Source organism: Minwuia sp., assembly GCF_048007105.1.
Taxonomy (GTDB): domain Bacteria; phylum Pseudomonadota; class Alphaproteobacteria; order Minwuiales; family Minwuiaceae; genus Minwuia.
Genome location: NZ_CP180352.1, coordinates 3,565,781 through 3,583,076, shown reverse-complemented (window position 1 = coordinate 3,583,076; position 17,296 = coordinate 3,565,781). Strand labels below are relative to the sequence as shown.

Annotated in this window: 16 protein-coding genes; 12 read left to right on the top strand and 4 right to left on the bottom strand. The window is 65.9% G+C overall.

The features are described from left to right. The first annotated feature begins 10 nt into the window (after positions 1–10). A complete protein-coding gene (gene glpK / locus ACMVY4_RS17365) occupies positions 11–1,504 on the top strand; it encodes a glycerol kinase GlpK (protein WP_416897240.1) in 1,494 nt (497 codons plus the stop codon). Here the strand turns inward: glpK and betB are convergent. After that, positions 1,495–2,982: a betaine-aldehyde dehydrogenase gene (gene betB, locus ACMVY4_RS17360; protein ID WP_416897239.1), complete on the bottom strand. Its 1,488-nt coding sequence runs from the start codon at positions 2,980–2,982 to the stop codon at positions 1,495–1,497. The genes glpK and betB overlap by 10 nt on opposite strands. Positions 2,983–3,046: 64 nt before the next feature. On the opposite strand from betB, the gene ACMVY4_RS17355 reads away from it, so the two are divergent. Together ACMVY4_RS17355 and ACMVY4_RS17350 are read left to right on the top strand one after the other, a co-directional pair. Further along, positions 3,047–3,535 (top strand): acyl-CoA thioesterase, encoded by a 489-nt coding sequence (locus ACMVY4_RS17355; RefSeq protein ID WP_416897238.1) that lies wholly within the window; start codon positions 3,047–3,049, stop codon positions 3,533–3,535. Positions 3,536–3,639: 104 nt separating this feature from the next. Then, positions 3,640–4,266, top strand: coding sequence for a CPBP family intramembrane glutamic endopeptidase (locus ACMVY4_RS17350; RefSeq protein WP_416897237.1), 627 nt, complete (start codon positions 3,640–3,642; stop codon positions 4,264–4,266). A 111-nt stretch (positions 4,267–4,377) separates the two neighbouring features. On the opposite strand, the gene tyrS is transcribed toward ACMVY4_RS17350, so the two are convergent. Next, entirely contained in the window at positions 4,378–5,631 is a 1,254-nt protein-coding gene (tyrS, locus tag ACMVY4_RS17345) for a tyrosine--tRNA ligase (protein ID WP_416897236.1), read from the bottom strand. A gap of 90 nt (positions 5,632–5,721) precedes the next feature. Here tyrS and ACMVY4_RS17340 point away from each other — a divergent pair, with 90 nt between their 5' ends. Next, positions 5,722–6,807, top strand: a complete 1,086-nt coding sequence (locus ACMVY4_RS17340; RefSeq protein WP_416897235.1) for an anhydro-N-acetylmuramic acid kinase — start codon at positions 5,722–5,724, stop codon at positions 6,805–6,807. On the opposite strand, the gene ACMVY4_RS17335 is transcribed toward ACMVY4_RS17340, so the two are convergent. Continuing rightward, a complete protein-coding gene (locus ACMVY4_RS17335) occupies positions 6,765–7,418 on the bottom strand; it encodes an alpha/beta hydrolase (protein ID WP_416897234.1) in 654 nt (217 codons plus the stop codon). The two genes, ACMVY4_RS17340 and ACMVY4_RS17335, sit on opposite strands and share 43 nt — an antisense overlap. Positions 7,419–7,595: 177 nt before the next feature. Here ACMVY4_RS17335 and epsC point away from each other — a divergent pair, with 177 nt between their 5' ends. The 8 genes from epsC (at position 7,596) to ACMVY4_RS17295 (ending at position 14,459) form a co-directional block, all read left to right on the top strand. Next, the gene (gene epsC / locus ACMVY4_RS17330) at positions 7,596–8,345 is read left to right on the top strand and encodes a serine O-acetyltransferase EpsC (RefSeq protein WP_416897233.1); all 750 of its coding nucleotides are present in this window, start codon (positions 7,596–7,598) and stop codon (positions 8,343–8,345) included. 13 nt (positions 8,346–8,358) lie between these two features. Next, positions 8,359–9,465: a cysteine desulfurase family protein gene (locus ACMVY4_RS17325; protein ID WP_416897232.1), complete on the top strand. Its 1,107-nt coding sequence runs from the start codon at positions 8,359–8,361 to the stop codon at positions 9,463–9,465. Next, positions 9,387–10,604: a cysteine desulfurase family protein gene (locus ACMVY4_RS17320; protein ID WP_416897231.1), complete on the top strand. Its 1,218-nt coding sequence runs from the start codon at positions 9,387–9,389 to the stop codon at positions 10,602–10,604. Before ACMVY4_RS17325 ends, ACMVY4_RS17320 begins: the two co-directional genes overlap by 79 nt. After that, complete coding sequence (locus ACMVY4_RS17315) at positions 10,601–10,933, top strand: ferredoxin family 2Fe-2S iron-sulfur cluster binding protein (protein ID WP_416897230.1); 333 nt, start codon at positions 10,601–10,603, stop codon at positions 10,931–10,933. Before ACMVY4_RS17320 ends, ACMVY4_RS17315 begins: the two co-directional genes overlap by 4 nt. After that, positions 10,930–11,592, top strand: coding sequence for a thiaminase II (gene tenA / locus ACMVY4_RS17310; RefSeq protein ID WP_416897229.1), 663 nt, complete (start codon positions 10,930–10,932; stop codon positions 11,590–11,592). Before ACMVY4_RS17315 ends, tenA begins: the two co-directional genes overlap by 4 nt. A 23-nt stretch (positions 11,593–11,615) precedes the next feature. Then, positions 11,616–12,350, top strand: coding sequence for an alpha/beta fold hydrolase (locus tag ACMVY4_RS17305; protein ID WP_416897228.1), 735 nt, complete (start codon positions 11,616–11,618; stop codon positions 12,348–12,350). 145 nt (positions 12,351–12,495) lie between these two features. Next, entirely contained in the window at positions 12,496–13,386 is an 891-nt protein-coding gene (locus ACMVY4_RS17300) for an alpha/beta hydrolase (RefSeq protein ID WP_416897227.1), read from the top strand. Positions 13,387–13,496: 110 nt separating this feature from the next. Continuing rightward, complete coding sequence (locus tag ACMVY4_RS17295; RefSeq protein WP_416897226.1) at positions 13,497–14,459, top strand: 2OG-Fe(II) oxygenase family protein; 963 nt, start codon at positions 13,497–13,499, stop codon at positions 14,457–14,459. Here the strand turns inward: ACMVY4_RS17295 and polA are convergent. Continuing rightward, complete coding sequence (gene polA / locus ACMVY4_RS17290; protein WP_416897225.1) at positions 14,456–17,233, bottom strand: DNA polymerase I; 2,778 nt, start codon at positions 17,231–17,233, stop codon at positions 14,456–14,458. The genes ACMVY4_RS17295 and polA overlap by 4 nt on opposite strands. Positions 17,234–17,296: the final 63 nt, after the last annotated feature.

Sequence of the window (17,296 nt, the reverse complement as noted above, 5' to 3'; positions counted from 1 at the left end):
GAGGGGGGCCATGAGCGGCTACGTTCTGGCGATCGATCAGGGAACGACATCCAGCCGCGCGATCCTGTTCGACGGCGATCTGGGCATCGCCGCGACGGCGCAGGAGGAGTTCCCGCAGCATTTTCCGCGTTCCGGATGGGTCGAACACGATCCCGAGGATCTGTGGCGGACCACGGTCGCCACATGCAGGGCGGCGATCGCGAAGGCAGGGATCGAGGTCTCGGATATCGCCGGCATCGGCATCACCAATCAGCGCGAGACGACGGTCGTCTGGGACCGCAAGACGGGCAAGGCGGTGCACAACGCCATCGTCTGGCAGGACCGGCGCACGGCGGAACTCTGCCAGCATCTGAAAGCGGCGGGTCATGAGGAGACTGTCCGCCGCAAGACGGGTCTGCTGCTGGATCCCTACTTTTCCGGGACTAAGGTAGGCTGGATCCTCGATAATGTGGAGGGCGCCCGCGAGCGGGCGGAACGCGGCGATCTGGCATTCGGCACGGTCGACAGCTTCCTGTTGTGGCGGCTGACCGGCGGCAGGGTGCACGCAACCGACGCTACCAATGCCAGCCGCACGTTGCTCTACGACATCACCGAGCAGCGTTGGCGGGGCAGCCTCGCCGATCTGCTTCGGGTGCCGAAGTCGATGCTGCCGGTGGTCATGGACAGCGCCGCCGAATTCGGCGTCACGGACCCCGACATCCTCGGCGCGGCAATCCCTGTTCTCGGTATCGCCGGCGATCAGCAGGCTGCGACCGTCGGTCAGGCCTGCTTCCGGCCGGGCATGATGAAATCGACCTACGGCACGGGATGCTTCGCGCTGCTGAACACCGGCGACAGGCCCGTGCTGTCGAAGAACCGGCTGCTCACCACCATCGCCTACCGCCTCGATGGCAAGCCCGCCTATGCGCTGGAAGGCTCGATCTTCATCGCCGGCGCCGCGGTACAGTGGTTGCGCGACGAACTCGGCATCATCGAGAACGCTGCCGAGTCAGGGCCTCTGGCCGACAGCGCCGATCCTGAGCAGGACGTCTACCTCGTTCCGGCCTTCACCGGCCTCGGGGCGCCCTGGTGGGATGCGGAGGCGCGGGGCGTCATCACCGGCCTGACGCGCGGTTCGGGCCGGGCCGAGTTTGCCAGGGCGGCGCTGGAAAGCGTCTGCTACCAGACCCGCGATCTGCTCGAGGCGATGCGGCGCGACTGGGGCGCAGCGCAGGAGACGGTGCTGCGCGTCGATGGCGGCATGGTTGCCAGCGACTGGACCATGCAGCGGCTGGCCGACCTGCTGAATGCGCCGGTGGACCGGCCGACCATTCTGGAGACGACGGCGCTGGGCGCGGCCTGGCTCGCAGGCATGAAGGCAGGACTCTATCCCGACGCCGACGGGTTCGGCGAACGCTGGGCGCTGGAACGGCGCTTCGAGCCTTCGATGGCGACCGCCGAACGCGACCGGAAGTACCGCGGCTGGGCCGACGCCGTCCGCCGGACCCTCAGCGATCAGAAATAGGGTTCGACCCGTCCCAGATTGGCGTAGATCGTCTTCGGCTGCGTGTAGTGGCGCAGCGTATCCAGCCCGTTCTCCCTGCCCAGACCTGACTGCTTGTACCCACCGAAGGGCACTTCGGGCGGGGTGATGTTGTAGTCGTTGATCCAGACGGTCCCTGCCTGCAGAGCATTGGCGATCCGGTGGGCTCTGGCGAAATCCGTGGTGAAGACGGCGCCGGCCAGACCGAAGGGCGTCGCGTTGGCGCGGTTCACCACTTCGTCTTCCTGTTCGAAAGGCAGCACGGCCATCACTGGTCCGAAGATCTCCTCGCGCACGAAGACCATGTCGTCGGTGCAGTCGGCGAAGACGGCCGGGGTGACGAAATTGCCCTTCGCCAGCGCCGGATCGGCGGGCCGTTCGCCGCCGATGACATGCAGCGCGTTCGATGCGCGGGCCTTGTCGATGTAGCCCAGCACTTTCTCCAGATGTCCGGCGCTGATCAGCGCGCCGATGCGGGTTTCGGGATCGAAGGGATCGCCGGTCCGGATCTTCGGGACGCGGATCTGCAGTTCCTTCACGAAGCGCTGGTAGACGGGACGCTCCACGAAGACGCGTGTGCCATTGGAGCAGACCTCGCCGGCGGAGTAGAAATTGGCCGACATGGCCGCGTTGATCGCGCTGTCGAAATCGGCGTCGGCGAAGACGATCAGCGGCGACTTGCCGCCCAGTTCGACGGTGACGTGTTTCAGGCTCTCCGCGGCGTCCGCCATGACGCGCTTTCCGGTGCCGACCTCGCCGGTCAGGCTGACCTTGGCAATGCCCGGATGCTTCACCAGTATCTGCCCGGTCCGTCCGTCGCCCTGCACCACGTTGAAGGCGCCCGGCGGCAGCCCGGCCTCGGTGTAGATCTCCGCCAGCTTCAGGGCCGTCAGCGGCGTCAGTTCGGCCGGCTTGAACACCATGGTGTTGCCGCAGGCCAGCGCGGGCGCGGATTTCCACATTGCGATCTGGATCGGATAGTTCCAGGCTCCGATGCCGGCGCAGACGCCCAGTGGTTCGCGCCGGACCATGGCGAAGGCGTCGGGCGGCATGTCGTGGTGCTCGCCATGAATGGCCGGGGCGAGGCCGGCATAATACTCGATGACCTCGGCGCCGGTGATGACGTCGACTTCGGTCGTCTCGGCGATCGGCTTGCCGGTGTCCAGCGTCTCCAGCCGGGCGAGGTCGTCATTCCGTTCCCTGAGTATCGCCGCCGCACGGAGCAGCACCTTCGCCCGCTCCCGTGCGGGCCCTTGTGACCAGACCGCAAACGCGTCTGCTGCAGCCGCCACGGCGGCATCCACATCCGCCGCGCTGGCCACCTGGATGTCGCAGATCGGTTGATTGGTGGCCGGGTCGACGGTCTGGAAGGTCTCGCCAGAGGTGGCGTCGCGGTAGCCGCCGCCGATGTAGAGCCGCTGAAGGGGCAGGCGCGTGCCGCTGGATATCGTGTCGGGCATGATCTCGCTCCTGGCGTTGGGGCGGGCTAGGATCGTCGCGGCCGAAACCGGAGGTACGCCGCCCGTGATCGATAGCAGAACTGACCCGAGAACGCCGCATGTGATCGGCCGCGAGCCCTTCACCGTCCGTCGCCTTGTGCGTTGGGGCGACTCCGATCCGGCCGGGATCATCTACACCGGCGCCTATCTCGACTACATGGTCGAGACTGCGGAAGATTTCTTCGTCGACCTGACCGGCGTGCACTGGCGGGAAATGCAGAACCGAGACGGGACCGGGACGCCGATGGTCCACGCATCGATGGATTTCCAGAAGCCGGTCGAGGCGGGCCGGCCGATCGACATCGCGCTGCATCTGGGCGAGGTGGGGCAGTCGTCCTTTCACCTGCATTTCGTCTCGCGCGACGAGGCCGGCGACGTCTGCTTTACCGGCAAGCTGATCGGCGTGTTCATCCGCCATGACGGGCCGGGAAAGATCCGCGCGAACGGCGTGCCGGCAGACTGGCGGCCGCTGATGGAGCGCTATTCGGAGGCCTGGCCGCCACCGCAACTGTGATGGCGAAAGGGTTCGCGCCCTTCTTTCCTTGCCGATTCGGATCTCACGGCTGATTGTGATCAAGGGCGCAAGAGAAGGGATCGGTGATGGCGGCGCGATCCGGCATGAGCGGCCTGATTTTTCTGCTGTTCACGCTCCCGTTCTTTCTGAACGATCTTCTGTTCATCGCCTTGGACGGCAGCTACCGCGTCTATGTTGCCGACTACATCAGCCGCCTGGTGCTTCTGGTGCTGCTGGATACCGGACGACAGGGCCGTTGGCCGCCCCTGCAGCCGCCCGACGGTCCAAAACCGCATTACATATTCGCCCTGCTCGCCGTCGTTCTGCTGCCGCTGATCCATCCGGCGGCCGAAGCGCTGGCGAAGGCCATCGACGGCGTGGCGGGCGTCGAGCCGCTGTTCAGCTTTCCCGAGATCCGCCAGCCCTTCTATCTCTGGGTCGATCTGACCTTCGGCCTGCTACTGGTGGCGATTTCCGAGGAACTGGTGTTCCGCCGTCTGGCGCGGCATTGGCTGGAAGCCATCGGCTGCACCACCGCCTGGACCGTCGGCGTCTCCGCCGTGATCTTCGGCTTCATGCACTGGGGCGGCGGCGCGGGCCAGGTCGTGACCGCGGCGCTGATCGGTGCGCTCTACATGTGGGTCTACATCCGGCTCAACCGTCTCTGGCCCCTGGTGGTGGCGCACTGGGCCCACAACTTCTTCATCTTCGGGCCGTTCGAACTGTTCTAGAGCGGAACAGCATTTGATTGAAACATCAAATGTTGTTCCAAGACTGGCAATGGCCTGCGCGAGTTGCGAAACCCAAGTCTGATCGGGGTTCGATCAGACTTGGGTTTCGATCTAGGCGCCGCGGAGCAGGACGTGCTTCTTCTTGCCCGAGGACAGCTTGGCTGCGCCGTCATTGGTCAGGTCGGCCGCCGTGAGCGTTGCCTTGGGATCGCTCAGCTTCTCGTCGTTCAGCCGGGCGCCGCCGTTCTGGATCAGCTTGCGGGCCTCGGAGTTCGATTTGGCCAGGCCGGCGCGGACGAAGGCGTCCAGAATGCCGATGCCGGCCGACAGTTCGCCCGCCGGGATATCGACGGTCGGCAGACCCTCGGCCGCATCGCCCTCCTCGAAGGCGCGCCGGGAGGTCTCGGCCGCTTCATGCGCCGCGCCGGCGCCATGGGCCAGTGTGGTGGCAGCGTCGGCCAGCGCCTTCTTGGCGTCGTTGATGTCCTGGCCTTCCAGCGCCTCGAGGCGCGCGATCTCGTCCAGCGGCAGTTCGGTGAACAGTTTCAGGAAGCGCCCGACATCGGCATCTGCGGTGTTGCGCCAGAACTGCCAGTAGTCGTAGGGGCTCAGCCGGTCCGCGTTCAGCCAGACGGCGCCGTCATGGGTCTTGCCCATTTTCTGGCCGCTGGCCGTCGTCAGCAGCGGCGATGTGAGGCCGAACAGTTCCAGGCCGTCGACGCGGCGGCCCAGTTCGACGCCATTGACGATGTTGCCCCACTGGTCCGACCCGCCCATCTGCAGCGTGCAGTCCATCCGCCGCGCCAGCTCCACGAAGTCGTAGGCCTGGAGGATCATGTAGTTGAACTCCAGGAAGGACAGGTTCTGTTCCCGGTCGAGGCGCAGCTTCACGGAATCGAAGTTGAGCATCCGGTTGACCGAGAAATGACGTCCGTATTCGCGCAGGAACGGGATGTAGGCGATCTCGTCCAGCCAGTCGGCATTGTTGACCATGACGGCGTCGGTCGGACCGTCGCCGAAGGTCAGGAACTTCTCGAAGACCCTGCGGATGCCCGCCATGTTGGCGGCGATGATCTCGTCGGTCAGCAACTGCCGGGCGCTGTCCTTGCCGGACGGATCGCCGATCTTGGTGGTGCCGCCGCCCATGAGCACGATGGGCTTGTGGCCGGTCTTCTGCAGCCAGCGCAGGATCATGATCGGCAGAAGGCTGCCGACATGAAGGCTGTCGGCCGTGCAGTCGAAGCCGATATAGGCTGTGACGGCGCCCTTGGTCAGCTTGTCGTCGAGAGCGGCGGTGTCCGTGCACTGGTGCACGAAACCGCGGCTGTAGAGCGTCGAAAGGAAATCGGAACGGGCATCGGTCATGGCGCGGGCTTCGAAAATCGGTGAGGATCAGGCCCGCGCATCTACCACATCGATCCGAAAGGGCAAGGTTTGACGGACGCAGCAAGGACGGTGATCGGCCTGATGAGCGGCACCTCGATGGACGCGATCGATGTCGCCGTGCTCCGGACCGACGGGGAAAGCCTGATCGAACCCGGCCCGTCGGGTGAGTTCGTCTACCAGCCCTCGGAACGTCAGGCGGTGCGGGCATCGCTGAGGCGGCCCGATCCGTCGGCAGAAGCGGTCGAAGCTGTAACGGCTGCCCATATCCGCGCCATCGCCTCGTTCCTTCAGATGCACCCGGATGCGGCCCGCAGCGTGGATCTCGTCGGGTTTCACGGCCAGACGACCTTTCATGATCCCGAGAAACGGCTGACGGTCCAGATCGGCGACGCGCAGCGCATCGCCGACCATTTCGGGCTGCCGGTTGTGGCCGATTTCAGAACTGCGGATGTCGCTGCGGGCGGGCAGGGCGCGCCCTTTGCGCCGCTATATCACCGGGCGCTTTCGGCCGGCATCGAACGGCCGTTCTGCGTGCTCAATCTGGGTGGTGTCGGCAACGTGACATGGATCGGTGAGGGCGACGCGATCCTGGCCTTCGATACCGGTCCGGCCAACGCACAACTGGACGACCTCATGCTGAGCCGAACAGGACGCAGCTTCGACAAGGATGGTCAGCTGGCCCGCATTGGGCAGCCTGACATGTCCGTCGTCGAATCCGCACTTCGCGCAAGTTATCTATCAAGAGTCCCACCCAAATCATTGGATCGAAATGATTTTGATGTGCGCCCGAGCGAGGCGGACTCGCTGGAGAATCAGCTTGCGACGCTGCTCGAGTTCGTCGTGGAGACCGTGGCGGCGTCGCGTGAGCATTTCCCGGAGCAACCGGTTGGCTGGGTTGTCACGGGTGGCGGCCGCAAGAACGCCTACTTGATGGAAAGGCTGGCGGCGCGCCTCGAGGCGCCCGTCGAGCCGGCGGAGGCCGCCGGCTGGAACGGCGATGCGCTCGAGGCCCAGTGTTTTGCCTGGCTGGCCGTGCGTTCGGAGAGAGGGCTGCCCCTCAGCCTGCCCGAGACGACCGGTGTTCCCGCGCCGATGCCGGGCGGGCGGACGGTTCAGCCCGCCATGCTCTCCGCACGGCGGCGGTCGACATACTGACCGGATATCTGGTCCACGTCGGTCAGGCCGGTCTCGTAGAAATGCGAGGCGCCGTCGATCTTCTCGTAGTCGATGACGATGCCCTTCTGGGACTTCAGCTTGTCGACCAGTTTCTGGACGTCTGCCTCCGGTACGACGTCATCGTCGGTGCCGTGGACGATCAGGCCCGATGATGGGCAGGGCGCCAGGAAGGAGAAGTCGAACATGCTCGCCGGCGGGGAAACCGATATGAAGCCCTCGACCTCGGGACGGCGCATCAGCAACTGCATGCCGATCCAGGCACCGAAGGAATAGCCGGCGATCCAGCAGGCCTGCGCGTCCGGCTTGATCTGCTGCATCCAGTCCAGCGCCGAGGCGGCGTCCGACAGTTCGCCAATGCCCTGATCGAACTCGCCCTGGCTGCGGCCCACGCCGCGGAAGTTGAACCGCAGCACGGCGAAGCCGCGCGCCTTGAACATCTGGAACAGGTTGTAGACCAGCTTGTGGTTCATGTTGCCGCCGAACTGCGGGTGCGGATGCAGGATCAGCGCGATCGGGGCGTTCTCGTCCTCGATGTGGTGGTAGCGGCCTTCGAGGCGTCCATCGGGTCCGTTGAAAATGACTTCGGGCATGGTCTCGCGAGTGGCTCCTGAGATTTCGGGGAGGGGCCGGTCCGCCGGTCCGGGCGCTTACATATAGTTATATTGCTTCTCGCGCCAGTATTTGTAGGGCGTGCATTTATTGACGCGTTTTCCATGTGAAATATATATGGTCGCGGTGGGAGCCATTGGCTCGAAAGGAGATGCGGCATGTTTGATGTCCTCCGTGATGACATCGCGGCCATCAAGGAACGCGACCCGGCGGCGAAGTCGACGCTGGAGATCGTGCTCTGCTATCCGAGCTTCCATGCGGTCCTGTTCTACCGCATCGCGAATGCCCTGTGGCGTCGCCGCTTCTTCCTGCTGGGACGCTATGTCTCCCAGATCGGCCGCTTCATGACCGGTATCGAGATTCATCCCGGCGCCACCATCGGACGGCGCTTCTTCATCGACCACGGCATGGGTGTGGTGATCGGCGAGACCGCCGAGATCGGCGACAATGTCACGCTCTATCACGACGTCACCCTGGGCGGTGTCGCGCCATCCGTGGACTCAGCCTCGCAGGTCGGCCAGAAGCGCCATCCGACGCTGGAAGACGACGTGATCGTCGGATCCGGCGCGCAGGTGCTCGGGCCGATCACGGTCCGCGCCGGCGCTCGGGTGGGCGCGAACGCGGTCGTCGTCAAGGAAGTGCCGCCCGGCGCCACCGTCGTCGGCATCCCGGCCGAGGTCGTTGGCAAGTCGAAGCCGCGTCTGGTCGAGAAGGACGAGGACGTCCGGCATGCCTCGTTTGCCGCTTACGGCATGCCGACCAACGGCGTTTCCAACCCCGTGCAACTCCGCATGTCTGAGATGATGGAGCAGATGGAGACGATGCAGGCGCGCATCGAGGAACTCGAGAAGAAGCTCGACGACCGCGACGAGCCCAAAGTCAGGGTCGTTTCCGGCGGCGAGGATTGATACACCGGGGGCCATGACGCCCGACCGGCATTATCTCGACTGCAATGCAACGGCACCGCTTCGTCCCGAAGCGAAGGACGCCATGCGCGAGGCGCTGGAGATCACCGGCAACGCCTCCAGCGTTCATGCGGAAGGCCGTCGGGCCCGCGCGCTGATCGACGCAGCCCGGCGCGACATCGCCAGACTTGCCGCCACGCCTCCGAACAGCGTCCATTTCACCGCCGGCGGCACGGAGGCCAACAACTGGGCGCTGTCACTCGCCGCCGGGCCCCTGCTGTTCGCCGCCACCTCGCACGATTCCGTTCTGCGGCCTGCCGCGAACGGCCAGGCTGTGCCGGTCGATTCCAGCGGCCTCATCGACCTCAAGGCGCTGGAGATGACGCTGTCGGGTACGTCTGGCGCCCTTGTCTCGGTCCCTTCGGTGAACAACGAGACCGGTGTCGTCCAGCCGTTGGAGGGACTTGCCGCTCTCTGCCGCGCGGCGGACGCGCTGCTGCACGCCGACGCGGTGCAGGCGCCGGGGAAGATCGATCTCGCGGCGGTCACCGAACTGGCCGACCTCGTCAGTCTCTCGGCGCACAAGCTGGGAGGGCCGGCGGGCTGCGGCGCGCTTCTGGTCCGGCCCGGTCTTGATCCCGAGCCGCTGCTGAAGGGGGGCGGGCAGGAGCAACGCCGGCGCGCCGGTACCGAGAACCTGACCGGCATTGCCGGCTTCGGCGCGGCGGCCGCGGCGGTTGCGGTCCACGGCGCCGCCGAGCAGGAGCGGCTGACCGGGTTGCGCGACCGGATGGAGACTGCATTGCTGGAGAGTTGTCCCGAAGCGGTCATCCACGGCAGGGATGCCCTGCGGGCGCCGAACACGACCTGTGTGCGCATGCCGGGCGTGACGGCGGAGACCCAGGTCATGGCCCTCGATCTCGGCGGCATCGCTGTCAGCGCCGGGTCGGCCTGCAGTTCGGGCAAGGTGACGCCGTCCCATGTGCTTCGCGCCATGGGCGAGACGGAAGCCGCCGCAGGCGAGGCGATACGGATCTCGACCGGATGGATGACGAACGACGCCGACATCGACGCCCTGGTGGCCGTCTGGCGGGACCTCTGGGCGCGGAAGCGGGCGGCATGACGCCGGGCGCGATCTATCTCGACAACCACGCCACCACGCCCGTCGATCCGGAGGTGTTGCAGGAGATGCTGCCCTGGTTCACCGAGCGGCAGGGCAACCCGCATTCGCGGCATCACGAGCACGGCTGGTCGGCGGAAGCCGCGGTCGATATCGCCCGGACGGAGATCGCCCATCTGGTCAACGCGACCGAGCCCGGCGTGATCTTCACCAGCGGCGCCACCGAGGCCAACAACTGGGCCATCAAGGGCGCAGCCGCCGTGCTGCCGCCCGAACAGAACCGCATCCTCGCAACCGAGATCGAGCATCCCTGTGTCATCGAGAGCGCGAAGGCCGCCGGATGTCCGGTGACCTGGCTTTCGGTCGATCAGGGTGGCGGCGTCGACCCCGAACGGGTCCAGGCGGAACTGGACAAGGGCGATGTCGGGCTTGTCTCGGTGATGTTGGCCAACAACGAGATCGGCACCATCGAACCCGTCGCCGCCATCGGCCGGATGGCGCAAGCCGCGGGCGCGTGGCTGCACTGCGATGCGGCCCAGGCCGCCGGCCGCATGCCCGTCGATCTCGACCGGCTTGGCGTCGACATGCTCAGCCTGTCGGCTCACAAATTCTATGGACCGAAGGGCATCGGGGCGTTGATCCTGTCCGCCCGCGCGCGCCGTGAACTGCCGCCACTGATGCATGGCGGCGGTCAGCAGGAGAACTTCCGGTCGGGCACCGTTCCGACGCCGCTCGCTGTCGGCATGGGCGCCGCGGCCGCCAAGGCGCGCCGGACCATGGCCGAGGAGCGGAAGTCGATCTCGGCGCTGCGCAACGGGTTGTGGCGGGCGCTGCGCGACCGCGTCGAGGGGCTGACGCTGAACGGTTCGGAGATCATGCGGCTGCCGGGCAATCTGAACTTCCGTATCGAGGGCGCTGACGCCGACGACGTGATCCGGAATGCGCCGGAAATTGCGGTCTCCACAGGCTCGGCCTGTTCGTCGGAATCCTCCGAGCTGTCTCATGTCCTTCGTGCCATCGGCTTGACGGAAAAGGAAATCCGCTCCTCCATACGCATCGGCATAGGACGCACGAACACGGAAGAGGACATGGTGATCGCGGTTGACGCGCTGGCCCGCGCGATCGGAAAGGCGCGGGCGTGATCAAGGTACATTTCATCAATTCCAAGGGTGAACGCACCACCGTGGAAGCGAAGCCCGGGCAGTCGGTTCTCGACGTGGCCCACGAGAACGACATCGATATCGAAGGGGCCTGCGAAGGCTCGATGGCCTGCTCGACCTGCCACGTGATCGTCGCCGACCCGTGGTACGACAGGCTGCCTGAAGCGAAGGAGGAGGAAGAGGACATGCTGGATCTCGCCTTCGACCTGCAGGAAACCTCGCGGCTGGGCTGCCAGATCGAACTCACCCAGGACCTTGACGGCATCGAACTGAAGTTGCCCCGGGCGACCCGGAACCTGCTGATCGGATGAGGCTCTTCGATCGGCTCCGCGACGCCTGCCGCGACGACTGGCAGGCCTATATCGACCACCCCTTCGTTGCCGGGATGGCGGACGGATCGCTGCCCGAGGCCGCTTTCCGTCACTATCTGGTCCAGGACTATCTCTTCCTGATCCACTTCGCCCGGGCCTGGGCGCTGGCGGTCTACAAGGCCGACAATCTGGCCGACATGCGCGCGGCTTCCGAGGTGGTACACGGCATTCTGGACGTCGAGATGAAGCTGCATGTCGACTACTGCGCCGGCTTCGGCATCTCTCCTGCGGAGATGGAGGCGGCGCCCGAGGCCGACGAGACCATGGCCTATACCCGCTACGTGCTGGAAGCCGGGCTGGCGGGCGACGTGCTGGACCTGCATGTGGCGTTGGCGCCCTGCGTCATCGGCTATGGCGAGATCGGCGCACGGCTCGCAGCCGATCCGGCCACGAAGCGCGAAGGCAATCCCTACCTCTCCTGGATCGAGATGTATGCGGGCGACGAGTATCGCGAGGTCATGGACGGTGCGCTCGCCCATCTGGATGTCCTGGCCGAGAGCCGCCTGACCGAGGCGCGCTTCGAACGCCTGTCGCGTACATTCGGGCAGGCGACCCGTCTGGAAGCTGCCTTCTGGCAGATGGGCCTCGACCGCGCCTAGACTGGAAGGGGGAGGAACCGCACATGCCATTCATCCAGATCCGCGACCTGGACAAGCTGTACTACGAGCAGGCGGGCGAGGGGCCCGACGTGCTGGTCATCTCGGGCACGGGCAGCGATCTGCGCCGGCATCCGAACCCGACCGACAGTCCGCTGACCAAACGCTATCGGGTAACGACCTATGACCAGCGGGGCCTGGGCCAGACGTCGAAGCCGCAGGACGGCTATACGATGGCGAACTATGCCGACGATGCGGCGGCGGTGATCGACGCGCTCGGCATCGGGCCCTGTCCGGCCGTCGGCATCTCCTTCGGCGGCATGGTGCTGCAGAACCTTCTGGCGCGGAATCCGGGCAAGATCAGCCGCGCAGCGCTCTGGTGCACCTCGCCCGGCGGCGCAGGCGGGGCGTCCTATCCGCTGCACGAATTGCCGGCCGACCTCGATCAGGAGACGCGCTTCCGCACCATGACGAAACTGTCGGACAACCGCGTGACCGATGCCTGGTTCGACGATCATCCGGACAAGGCGGATGTGCTGCGGAAACGCGCCGACAAGTCCGAGTTCTACGGTGAACCGAACTACGAATACGGCGCGCGGATGCAGGTCGAGGCGCGGCGTGGCCATGACTGCTGGGATGCGCTGGCGGACATCGGCATTCCGGTGCAATGCGCGGGCCGGCCGCTTCGACCAGATCGCGACCGAAGAGACGATGCGGAAGATGGCGGAGCGACTGCCGGACGGGCGTCTGGCGATGTATGACGGCGGCCACATGTTCTTCATCCAGAACCCGGAGGCCTATGACGACCTGATGGCCTTCTTCGAAGAGGGCTGATCTGCGCCGGGCGGGCATTGAGCGCCGGACACGGCTGGGCCAGTATTCGGGCCGACAAACGGGGAGGAAGTCATGACCGTTCAGGAACTGGACGCCATCGTCGAATTGCTGACCAGCCGGCCGCAGCCGGAGAACCCGCCGCCGTCGGAGATGCGGGAGCGCTTCGAGAAGCTGGCGCAGTTCCTGCCGCTGCCTGACGACGCCAGCGTCGAAGCCGTCGATGTGGACGGTATCGCCTCCGAGTGGGTCGCCGCACCGGGCGTCAGCGCCAGCCGGGTCGTTCTCTATCTGCATGGCGGCGGCTACGTCATCGGTTCACCCAACACCCACCGCCGTCTGGCCTACGACATGTCGAAAGCGGCCGATGCCCGCGTGCTGGTGATCGACTACCGTCTCGGTCCGGAAAGCCCGTTCCCGGCGGCGATCGAGGACGCGGTGAAGGCATATCGCTGGCTGCTGGCGAACGGTTCCAGCCCTGCCAACATTGCCATCTCCGGGGATTCGGCCGGTGGCGGTCTGACGATGGCCACGCTGATCAGTCTCCGCGATAAGGGCGTGGACCTGCCAGCCTGCGCGGTCCCGATCTCGCCCTGGGTCGATCTGGAAGGCGTCGGCGAGACGATGACGAGCAATCACGACATCGATCCGATGGTGAAGCAGCCCGGTCTCGGCCGGATGGCGGACTTCTACCTGAACGGCGCGAATGTCCGCGACCCGCTGGCCTCGCCGATCCATGCCGACCTGAAGGGCCTGCCGCCGCTTCTCATCCAGGTCGGCACGCGCGAGACGTTGCTGGACAACTCGCGGCGTCTGCACCGCAAGGCCATCGAGGACGGTGTGACCTCGACGCTGGAGGAGAATGGCGGGATGATCCATGTCTGGCACCTGTTCGCGCCGATGCTGTCGGAGGGCCGGGACGCTATCGACAGGGCCGGGCGTTTCATCCAGACCTACGCGGTCTGATCGCGAAAACGCTTGAAAGCCGTGACGGCGGCGCTAGCTAGAGCGGAGGCCAACTGGCACTTGGCAGGTTTTTGAGGGCCGAACCTGATCCTTCTTCGCAGGAGAGTGCCATGTCCGATCTTCCCGTCATCGATATCGCTCCGCTGTTCGCCGCCAACGGCGATCCGGCCGCCGTCGACAGCACGATAGCCGACGCGCTGCAGCAGACCGGCGGCTTCGTCGTCACCGGGTTCCCGGGCGGCAAGGTGCTGGATGGCCGCGCCCGGCGTCTGCTCCGGTTCTTCGACATGCCGGAGGCCCGGAAGCAGGGCGTCGCCACGCGCCGTGTTGGCTCGGACCGCGGGAACACCTATCGCGGCTACATCAATCTCATCGGCGATGCCGATTTCGCCACCAGCGAAATGTACGATATCGGCCCGTTCCGCCCGCGCCCGGCGCCCGGCGTCCGGGGCGTGGAGATCCTGACCGAGATGAACGCGTGGCCGGCGGAAGAGCCCTATGGCGGCTGGCAGCGCGAGATGCGCGTGCACTATGTGGAACTGCGCGAGGTCGCCGTGGCGGTGATGCTCTCGGCAGGCCGGGGGCTGGGCATGGATGTCTCGGGACTGGCCGCGGCGTTTCACGGCGACAACTCGACCATGCGACTGCTCAATTACCCGTCCGGCCGGGAGACGCCGGCAGCGGCCGGCGATGAGCCGGTGCTGGCCTCACAGCGGCATACCGACGGCGCGGGGGTCTCCCTGCTCTGGCAGCGGGAGCCGGGTCTGCAGGCCGAAGGGCCGGACGGCGTCTGGCGCGACGTGCCGCAATATCCGGGCAGTATCTCCGTCCATCTCGGCGATCTGCTGGAAATGATGACCGGCGGCCGCATTGCCGCCACGCCGCACCGGGTGATCGACCATGGCGGCGAGCGGCGTTCGGTCGGATTCTTCCTCGAGCCGTCGCTGGGCGCCTCCGTCAACGGCAGCGGCGAGCTGTGTGACACCTACGCCTGGCGGTTGCTGGAACGGCTCAGAAGCTATCCGAGCATGCAGGATCTCGTGCCGGCACCGGAGGCGCTCGCAGGGACCTAGTGGGCGTCGGCCCAGCTGTCGCCGACACCGGCCTCAACCGTCAGCGGCACCGACAGTGATGCAGCGCCCTCCATCGTCGACTTCACCGTTTCGATGACCCGTTCGACCTCGTCCTCGGGGGCTTCGAAGATCAGTTCGTCGTGCACCTGCAGCAGCATCTTCGTCTTCAGGCCGGCGTCCGACATGGCGCCGGGAATGCGGATCATGGCGCGCTTGATCACGTCGGCGGCCGATCCCTGGATGGGCGCGTTGATCGCCGCGCGTTCCGAGAAGTTCCGTTTGGCCGGGTTCTTGTCGCGGATGCCGGCGACATGGATGCGGCGGCCGTAGAGCGTCGTCACGAAGCCATGCTCGCGGGCGTGCGCCTTCGCCTCGTCCATGTAGTCCCTGACGCCCGGGTAGCGTTCGAAATAGGCGTCGATGAAGGACCGGGCCTCCCCCTGCGGGATGGCGAGCTGACGCGCCAGCCCGAAAGCCGAGATGCCGTATATGATGCCGAAATTGATCGCCTTGGCCTTGCGCCGTGTCTCCCCGTCCATCTGGTCCAGCGGCACGCCGAAGACTTCTGAGGCCGTCATGGCGTGGATGTCGGCGCCGTCGGCGAAGGCCTGCTTCAGTGCCGCTATGTCGGCGATATGGGCGAGAATGCGCAGCTCGATCTGGCTGTAGTCCGCCGAGATCAGCTTGCAGCCCTTCTCGGCGACGAAGGCGCGGCGGATTTTGCGGCCTTCCTCGGTGCGGATGGGGATGTTCTGCAGGTTCGGGTCTGACGAGGCCAGACGGCCCGTCGAGGCGCCAGCCATGTGATAGGCGGTGTGGACGCGGCCCGTCTTTGCGTCGATTTGTTCCTGCAACGCGTCGGTATAGGTCGACTTCAGCTTGGTCAGCTGCCGCCAGTCCAGCACCCGCCGGGGCAGCTCGTGTCCCTGCGCGGCGAGATCCTCGAGGATGTCCGCGCCGGTCGCATAGGCGCCGGTCTTGCCCTTCTTGCCGCCTTCCAGGCCCAGCTTGTCGAACAGGATTTCGCCCAGCTGTTTGGGGCTGCCGACCTTGAACTCCTCGCCGGCAAGCTTGTGGATCTCGGTCTCCAGCTTCTCGGCGCGGGTGGCGAAGTCGTTGGACATTTCACGCAGGATGTCGGCGTCGACCTTCACGCCCGCCTGTTCCATGGCCGAGATCACCGGGACCAGGGGGCGCTCGATGGTCTCGTAGACGGTCGCCATCTTCTCCATCGCCAGCCGGGGCTTCAGCAGTTGCCAGAGCCGGTAGGTGATGTCGGCGTCCTCGGCAGCGTAGTCGAGAGCCTTGTCCAGCGGCACGCGGTCGAAGGTGACCTGCGCTTTCCCCGTGCCGGCGACCTCCTTGTAGGGGATCGGCGAGTAGTCGAGGTGGCGCTGCGCCAGTTCGTCCATGCCGTGGCCGTGGCTGCCCGCATCCAGCACGAAGGACAGCAGCATCGTGTCGTCGACCGGATGCACAGGCGTACCGGCCCGTTCCAGGATGGTGCAGTCGTACTTGATGTTCTGCCCGATCTTCAGGATGCCCGGATCGGTGAACACGGGCTTCAGCGCCGCGATGGCGTCCTCGACCGGGATCTGTTCGGGCGCGTTGCTGCCGTCGGATCCAAAGTCCAGCTCACCGTCCGGGGCTTCGCCCTTGTGCCGCAGTGGGATGTAGCAGGCCTTGCCGGGTGCGGTGGAGAGCGAGATGCCTACCAGCTCGGCGGCCACCGCGTCCAGCGAGGTGGTTTCGGTGTCGACAGCGACATGGCCGACACGCCGTATCTCCTCGATCCAGCGTTCCAGCGCCTTCATGTCGGTCACCAACTCGTAGGTGACATCGTCCGGCGGTGCGTCGGCGACCGCGACAGATGCCGGCCCGCCCTCTGCGTCGCCGAAGCGCGTGCGGACGCGCTGTGTGAGCGTCTTGAACTCCATCTCTTCCAGAAAACCGATCAGCCGTTCGGGATCCGGTTCTGCGATCGTGAAGTCCAAGACGCCGTCGCTGACCTCGACGTCGCGCTTCAGCCGGACCAGTTCGCGGCTGATCCGGGCCTGTTCCGCATACTCGATCAGGTTCTGGCGGCGCTTGGGCTGCTTGATCTCCTCGGCACGCGCCAGCAGCGTGTCCAGATCGCCGTATTCATCGATCAGCTGGGCGGCCGTCTTCACGCCGATCCCCGGCACGCCGGGCACGTTATCGGTCGAGTCGCCGGCCAGCGACTGGATATCCACCACCTTGTCCGGCGAGACGAAGAACTTCTCGTGCACCTCGCCGATGCCGATCTTCCGGTTCTTCATCGGGTCCAGCATGGTGATGTTGTCGTCGACCAACTGCATCAGGTCCTTGTCGGACGAGACGATGACCACCTTGTGCCCGGATTCGCGCGCGTGTTCCGCATAGGTCGCGATCAGGTCGTCGGCTTCATAGCCCTCCATTTCGATGCAGGGCAGGTTGAACGCCCTCACGGCATCGCGGAACAGCGGGAACTGCGGGACCAGATCTTCAGGGGCCGGAGGCCGGTTGGCCTTGTAGTCCGGATAGATCTCGTTCCGGAAGCTCTTGCCCGAAGCGTCGAAGATGACCGCGAGATGGGTCGCCTTGCCCGAATGGGTCAGGTCGTCCACCAGCTTGTAGAGCATGTTGCAGAAGCCGGAGACGGCGCCCACGGGCGTCCCGTCCGAGCGGGTCAGCGGCGGGAGGGCGTGGTAGGCGCGGAAGATGTAGCCCGATCCGTCGACCAGATAGACCAGGTGCTCGTCTGAATTCGCCATGAATGCCGTCCGGGATGATGTGTGCCGCTGGCGCGAGTCGCGCGCGCCGCCAGCCTAAAGATG